Annotated in this window: 3 protein-coding genes; 1 reads left to right on the top strand and 2 read right to left on the bottom strand. The window is 68.8% G+C overall.

Annotated elements, in window-relative coordinates:
• The coding region (locus tag ACPCHZ_RS23245; RefSeq protein ID WP_423486900.1) for an acyl carrier protein at nucleotides 1–254 on the top strand (254 nt) is incomplete at its 5' end.
• Nucleotides 255–306: 52 nt separating this feature from the next.
• Here ACPCHZ_RS23245 and ACPCHZ_RS23240 read toward each other — a convergent pair.
• Together ACPCHZ_RS23240 and pks2 are read right to left on the bottom strand one after the other, a co-directional pair.
• Nucleotides 307–984, bottom strand: coding sequence for a methyltransferase family protein (locus tag ACPCHZ_RS23240; protein WP_423486899.1), 678 nt, complete (start codon nucleotides 982–984; stop codon nucleotides 307–309).
• A 102-nt stretch (nucleotides 985–1,086) separates the two neighbouring features.
• The gene (gene pks2 / locus ACPCHZ_RS23235) at nucleotides 1,087–7,410 is read right to left on the bottom strand and encodes a sulfolipid-1 biosynthesis phthioceranic/hydroxyphthioceranic acid synthase (protein WP_423486898.1); all 6,324 of its coding nucleotides are present in this window, start codon (nucleotides 7,408–7,410) and stop codon (nucleotides 1,087–1,089) included.
• Nucleotides 7,411–7,662 lie beyond the last annotated feature (252 nt).

The raw sequence follows: 7,662 nt of genomic DNA, 5'->3' as shown, positions 1-7,662 counted from the left end.
CACCATCAACACCGCACACCCCCGCACCGAACACCACCCATCACCACCCCCTGACCGACACCCTGACCGGCATCTACACCCACACCCTGGGCATCGACCACATCCACCCCGACGACAACATCTTCGACCACGGCGCCAACTCCCTGACCGCCATCACCCTCCAACACGCCATCAACACCACCCTGAACCGCAACCTCCCCCTACACACCATCATCAACGCACCCACCATCAACACCCTCACCCAACACCTCTGAACACCCGCGCGGAATCGACTGCGCGGGAGGGGGTCTCAGGGGGCGGCGGCGGTCACCACATGCCGGGAACGAGCCGGTACCGGACCTTCTGTGTGTACTCCTGGTACCCCTGCAGTTCATCCCGCAGCAGGCCTTCTTCGTCGCGGATGCGCACCGTGATCACCGCGACGAAGAGGATGACGAAGATCAGCCCCCAGTACGACCCGAGTGCCAGCGGAATGCCGATCATCACAAGGAGATTGCCGGTGTACATGGGGTGGCGCATCAGCCCGTACAGGCCGGTCGAGACCACGGTCTGACCTTCCTCCACCCGGACGACCGCGGCCGCGTAGCTGTTCTGGATGATCACGAGCGAGACGATGAACAAGCCGGCCGCGGCCACCGTCAGACCCACCACGCAGACCGCCGTGGGTACCCGCGACCACCCGAAGCGATGGTCCAGCGCGCTGACGACGAACTGCGCGCCGACAGCCAGCCAGAGGCCCGCCATGACGCCCTTCTGGACGCTTCGGCCCTCTTCGGTCGGCCCGCCGCGCAGTCTGCGCTCGAGCGCAGCGGGATTCCTGCGCATCAGGTAGAACGCCGGGAAGCAGGTCGACACCACGTACATGACCGCGAGGAGCGCCCATGCCTGCCAGTAATCGATCGTCCATGCCGGGATGAAGGACAACGCGCCGTAGATGGCGAGTCCGACAAGACCAGACAACAACATCTTGGGACCGGGACTCACGGAACCTCCTCATGATCGCGCGGATCGGCGCAGGCCGCCGAGACTGCCGGAGCTATCGGACTGTTGAAGGACGGTGGACGACTCGAGCGCCGGGGTCGACGGTCAGGCGGCATCTACGGGTACGAGCTCGTCGTGCAACATCCCCGCCAGATCACGCACCGTGGTCGTCATGTCCTTGGGACTCACCCGCACCCCCGTTTCGCTCTCGATGCGAGTGCGCAACTCGAGTGCTCCCAGGGAGTCCATCCCGTACTCGGCCAGCGGGCGGTCGGGGTCCACGCTGCGCCGCAGGATCAAGCTCACCTGATCGGAGATCAGCCGTCGCAGTCGGACCGGCCACTCCTCGACGGGGAGCTCGTCGAGCTCGGCGCGGAATCTGCTGGTGCCCGAGGCATTCTGTGCAGACGACCGGAACGCCTCCGCGAACGGGCTGTGCGCGGCGAACGCGTCCAGCCAGGGGGCGCCCATGATCGGCGCATACCCGGTGTACGCCCGGTCATGGCGGAGCAGCGCGTCGAAGGCGTACGCGCCCTCCTCTGGCGCGATCGCCACCCCGGAACCCTGCGCCAGAGCCGTGCCCGCACCGATCTCGCCCCAGGCGCCCCACGCGATCGCCGTCGCCGGAAGGCCCCGCGAGCGCCGCCACTGGGTGAACGCGTCCAGCCAGCTGTTGGCTGCGGCGTAGGCCCCCTGCCCCGGCGAGCCCACCAGGGCCGCCGCCGAGGAGAAGGAACAGAACCAGTCCAGAGGCTGACCCTCGGTCGCCGCGTGGAGATTCCACGCACCCGCGACCTTTGCCGTCCAGTCGTGCTCGAGCAGTTCGTCGGTGATGTTCGCCAGCGTGGCGTCCTCGATCACCGCCGCGGCGTGCAGCACACCCCGGACGGGCAGCCCCCCGGCAGTGGCCGTCGCGACCAGCCGCTCCGCCGTGCCGGGCTCGGCGATGTCCGCCGACTCGACGACGACGTCTGCGCCGTGGGCCCGCATCCGCTCGATCGCCGCCAGCGCCTCGGACGATGGCTGCGACCTCGACGACAGCACGATCCGCCCGCAGCCGGCCGCGGCCATCTTCTCGGCGAGGAACAGTCCGAGCCCACCGAGGCCGCCGGTGATCACGTACGCACCGTCACTGCGGAACACCGGAGCCAGTGCCGGCGGCACCACGACGCGGCTGTGCCCGGTGTGCGGCACCTCGAGCACGAGCTTGCCGGTGTGATTGGCACCGCTCATCACCCGGATGGCGGTCGCCGCGTCGCCGAGCGGGTAGCGCGTGCACTCCGGCATCGGCAACGAGCCGTCCGCGGTGAGCTGGTACACCGTTCTCAGCAGTTCGCGGATCCGCCCCGGATGACTCACCGACATCAACGCCAGGTCCACGGCGTAGAAGGAGAGATTCCGCCGGAACGGGAACAGTCCCAGCCGGGTGTCGCCGTAGATGTCACGCTTGCCGATCTCGACGAAACGGCCGCCGAACGCCAACAGCTCGAGGCCGGCCTTCTGAGCGGCCCCGGTGACGGAGTTGAGGACGATGTCCACTCCGTACCCGTCGGTGTCCCGTCGGATCTCGTCCGCGAAATCGGTGCTGCGGGAATCGTAGACGTGCTCGATACCCCTGTCGCGCAGTAGCTGTCGTCGTTGCTCGCTGCCGGCGGTCGCATAGATCTCTGCGCCGGCAGCACGGGCGATGGCGATGGCCGCCTGTCCCACACCTCCAGTGCCGGAGTGGATCAGCACCTTGTCTCCGGTCGAGATGCGGGCCATGTCGTTGAGTCCGTACCAGGCCGTGGCGGTGGCGATCGTCAACGCGGCGGCGTCCACGTCGCCCAGTCCGTCCGGCAGCACCACCGCCAGGTCGGCGTCGCACGTGATGAAGGTGCCCCAGCACCCGTTCGCGGACAGACCGGCGACACGGTCGCCGACCTCGAGATCGGTCACTCCCGGCCCGACGGCCGTGACCTCGCCGGCGAAGTCGATGCCCAGCTGCGGAAGCCGCCCCTCGAAAGACGGGTAGCGACCGAACGCCACCAGGACATCGGCGAAGTTGATGCTGGACGCGTTGACCGCGACCTCGATCTGGCCGGGCCCCGGCGCCACCCGCTCGGTGGTGACCAGTTCGGCCGACTCGAGGTCGCCCGGCGTACGGATCTGCAACCGTACGCCCGCATTGTCGAGATCGACGACGGCGGTACGCCGTTCCTCGGGGAGCAGGGGGGTGGGCGTCAATCGCGCGACGTACCACTTGCCGTCCCGCCACGCGGTCTCGTCCTCTTCGGACCCGCTGAGAAGCTGCTGTGCCAGTCGCTCGGCGTCGGGCGCCTCGTCCACGTCGATCTGCGTGGCGCGCAGGTGCGGATGCTCGGTGCCGATCACCCTCAACAGGCCGCGAATGCCCGCCTGCTCCAGATTCAGCTGGTCCTCGGCCGCCACTGCCTGAGCGGAGCGCGTCACGACGAAGAGCCGAGGCGGCTCGCCGGTGGTCTCCGGCAGCTCGCGGGTGATCCGCACCAGATGCCGGACATAGTCCCGTCCCAATTGCGGAGTCTGGTCGTCGGAGTGGCCGTTGCGCGGTCCGGTGAGGACCACCACCCCGGTCAGCCCGCTGCGGAGGTGGTCCTTCAATTCGTCGGTGTTCGAACCGAAGTCGCCGTGCTGCGGCCAGACCATGGTGGTGCACGCGGCGCCGGACGTTTTCAGAGCATCGGTCAGTGCCGTGGAGACGACGTCGGCGGTCGGGCTGGTGCTGATCAGCAGCCACGATCCGCCGTCGGCGTACTCCACCTCGGGCAGTTCCCGGTGGCGCCACTCGACGGTCAGCAGCCGGTCGGCGAAGGTCCGGTCCTGCTGCGCCGCATCGGAGACGCCCGTGCCCAGCAGCAGACCCTGGACGGCGAGCAGCACCTTTCCCTGCTCGTCGAGCAGGTCGATGTCGGCCTCGACACCGGAGGCATCGGCCTTGGTGACCCGGGTGTGGCAGTAGTGGATGTTGCGGGCGGCGCCATAGGAGCGCAGCAGGCGGATACCAAGGGGTAGCCCGAGTGCGCCCTCACCCAGAGCGCGCACCTTCGGATGGGCTTCGACCGACTGGAAACATGCGTCGAGGAGCGCCGGGTGGACCCCATAGGCATCCTGTTGCGAGCGGATCTGCCGGGGCAGCGCGACTTCGGCCACCACGGTGTCGGAGTTCTCGGCACCGGTGTGCACGTCACCGAGACCCGAGAAGGCCTGCCCGTACTGGACGCCCCGAGCGTCCATGCGCCGGCGCACGGCGTCACCGTCCTCGGCGTCGGGGTGTGCGGCGAGCAGTCCGGCGACGTCGTAGGACGGTGGCTCCTGCTCTTCGGCTGCGTGCAGGATCGCTGACGCCTGCCGCGTCTGTTCGCCCGATTGCGTGGTCTCCACCGTGAAGTCGACGACCCCGGGCGCGGACACCGAGGCGGACGCGCCGACGGTGGTCTGCTCGTCGAGGAGCAGCGCCTGCTCGAACTTGACGTCCCGTACGTCGACGGGTCCGCCGAACACGACCTGAGCTGCGGCCAGCGCCATCTCGCAGTAGGCGGCCCCGGGCAGCACGGCCACGTTGCGGACCTCGTGATCAGCGAGCCAGGGCTGGGCGGCGGTACCGACCTCGCCCTGCCACACATGACGTTCCGGCTCTTCCTGCAGGCGCACGTGTTCGCCCAGCAGAGGATGGACGGAGACCGTGCACGCGCCGTGGGTGATGATCTCCTGCGCGCCGCCCGTCAGCCAGTGCTTCTGGTGGGTCCAGGTGGGCAGCGGCGCGTCGACCAGCCGGCCGTTCGGGTAGAGCACGGAGAAGTCGACGGCCGCCCCCGCAGCGTGCGTGTCGGCGACGAAATTGCGAAGACCGTGCGGCAGTTGCTGTTCGCGGCGCATCCCGGCCAATGCGACCAGCGGGGCGTCGACACTCTGGGCGGTCTGCTCGAGCGCGCGAACCAGCAGCGGGTGCGGTGACAGTTCGGCGAACACGCGGTGGCCATCTTCCATCGCGGCCTGCACCGCCGTGGCGAAGCGGACCATCCGGCGGCAGTTGTCGGCCCAGTAGCGGGCGTTGAACGCGGGCTGCTCGCGGGGATCGAACGAAGTCGCGGAGTAGAAGGGGATCTCCGGCGTCATCGGCGCGAGATCCTTGAGTGCGTCCTTGAGTTCGCCGAGTATCGGGTCGACCTGCGGCGAGTGGAAGGCCACGTCGGTGGGCACCTCGCGGGCCATCACATCACGTCCCTGCCAACCCGCAACCAGGTCGTGCACTGTCTGGGCGGCGCCTGCGATCACCGTGGACTGCGGCGAGGACACCACGGCTACCACGACGTCCTTGACGCCGCGCGCCGTCAGCTCGGAGAGCACCTGTTTGGCGGGCAGTTCGACGGCGGCGGTGGCCCCGGCGCCCGCCACCTTCGTCATGAGCCGGGAACGCCGGCAGACGACGCGCGCGCCGTCCTCCGGCGAGAGGGCGCCGGCGACGACGGCGGCCGCGGCCTCTCCGAGCGAATGCCCGACGACCGCAGCCGGCCGGACGCCGTAGGACTTCAGGGTGGCCGCAAGGGCGACCTGCATGGCGTAGAGCGTCGGCTGTACCCGGTCCTGTCCGGTGACGGTCTGGGTCGCCGACATCGCCTCTGTCACCGAGAATCCGGACTCCCCGGCGATCACCGGCTCGATCTGGGCCACGGTCGCCGCGAACACCGGTTCGTTCGCCAGCAGTTGCGCACCCATTCCCGCCCACTGTGAGCCCTGGCCGGAGAACACCCAGACCGGGCCGCGATCGTCGCGTCCGACCGCCGGCAGATACGGGGCGTCACCGTCGGCGACCTCGCGTAGCGCCGCGACGAGTTCGTCCGCGTTGCTCGCGACGACAGCCGTGCGCACCGGTCGATGCGCACGCCGGCGCGCCAAGGTGTAGGCGAGATCCGCCGGGGGGACGTCTTCGTTCGCCGACACCCAATCGGCGAGTCGGCCTGCGGTGCGCCGTAATTCGTCGGCCGACGTGGACGAGAGGTTGAAGAGGAGCGGAGCGGTGCCCGACGACTGGGCGGATTGCTCCTGGCTGTCGGGAGCCTGCTCGAGGATGGCGTGGACGTTGGTGCCCGAGACGCCGTAGGCGGACACCGCCGCACGCCGGGGCGCGTCGCCGTTGTTCGGCCAAGCCGAATTGGTCTGCGGCACGAAGAGATTCGTCGGGATCTCTGCCATCACATCGGGCAGACGTTCGAAGTGCAGGTTCTGGGGGATGACGCCACCCTGCAGGGACAGCACCGTCTTGATCAGCCCGATGGCCCCGGACGCGGACTGTGTGTGCCCGAAGTTGGTCTTCGACGACGCCAGCGCACACGGACCGTCGACGCCGTATACCTCGGCAAGGCTGGCGTATTCGATCGGATCGCCGGTCGGCGTCCCGGTGCCGTGCGCCTCCACCATGCCCACGCTGGTGGGGTCGACACCCGACGCTGTCAGCGCGTCGCGGTAGGCCGCGACCTGCGCGGTCCGCGACGGAGTTGCGATGTTGACGGTGCGACCGTCCTGGTTGGCCGCCGTGCCGCGGATGACGGCCAGGATCCGATCGCCGTCGCGCTGTGCGTCGGACAACCGCTTGAGCACGACGACGGCGCAGCCTTCACCGGCCACGAAGCCGTCGGCAGCCACGTCGAACGCGTGGCAGCGTCCCGTCGGGGACAGCATCCCCTCAGCCGAGCCCGCCGCCCACTTGCGGGGGTCCAGCGCCAGCGTCACACCGCCGGCGAAGGTGAGGTCACTCTCACCCTCGTGCAGGCTGCGGCAGGCCAGGTGCACGGCGGTCAGGCCAGAGGAGCATGCCGTGTCCACCGTCAGCGCGGGCCCGCGGAGCCCGAGGGCGTAGGAGATGCGGCCGGACGCCAGGCTGGGGTTGTTCGCGATGAAGCCGTACGGCTTCTCCACGGCGCCGGCTTCGGCGGCCACCAACTGATAGTCGGTGTGGGTCAGCCCCACGTAGACACCGGTCACCGATTCGGCCACGGCCTCCCGGCTGAGGCCCGCGTGCTCCATGGCTTCCCACGACGTCTCGAGGAGGAGCCGGTGCTGGGGGTCGCTGACCGTCGCTTCGCGGTCACCCATGCCGAAGAACTCGGAATCGAAGCCGGCCACGTCGTCGAGGAAGGCGCCCCATTTCGACACCGATCGACCCGGCACGCCGGGCTCCGGGTCGTAGTAGTCCTCGGCGTCCCATCGGTCGGCGGGGATCTCCGTGACGAGGTCGTCGCCTCGAAGCAAGGCGTCCCAGAGCCGTTCAGGGGAGTCGATTCCGCCAGGAAGTCGACAGGCCATTCCAATGACGGCAACCGGGGTGACGACCTGATGGCCCGCCGTTCGCGCAGAAACGGTGGAATCCGATTGCGACAGCGAATTCCGGCCGGTGTCGAGCGAAGTCATCTGTCCCCCATTGTCAACGCCGGCAACGGCATTGCCGCAGCCGGAGTGAAGCTCTTGCGCTTGCAACTTCTACCAGGAATCGAAGTGGATGTCGCGACGGCGTTCCCCTACGTTTCCCGCGTCCAGCAAGCTACTGCCAGCAAAGACGGTAATTGCGGCCGGGGGAGTTGTCTCGGGTTCCGCACAATCCATCGCTGGGCGCGCATCGGCGACAATGACTTTGCCAGACCTTCCCGGGTCGGCGAAACCGCG

This window comes from Mycobacterium sp. NPDC050041 (assembly GCF_049541695.1).
In the GTDB taxonomy this organism is placed as follows: Bacteria; Actinomycetota; Actinomycetes; order Mycobacteriales; family Mycobacteriaceae; genus Mycobacterium.
The sequence above is the reverse complement of the archived record's forward strand: the minus strand, read 5'-3'. Positions and strand labels throughout refer to the sequence as shown.

Excerpts from the sequence above, each read along its gene's own strand:
- pks2 (WP_423486898.1), bottom strand. The coding sequence starts at position 7,410 with ATGACTTCGCTCGACACCGGCCGGAATTCGCTGTCGCAATCGGATTCC.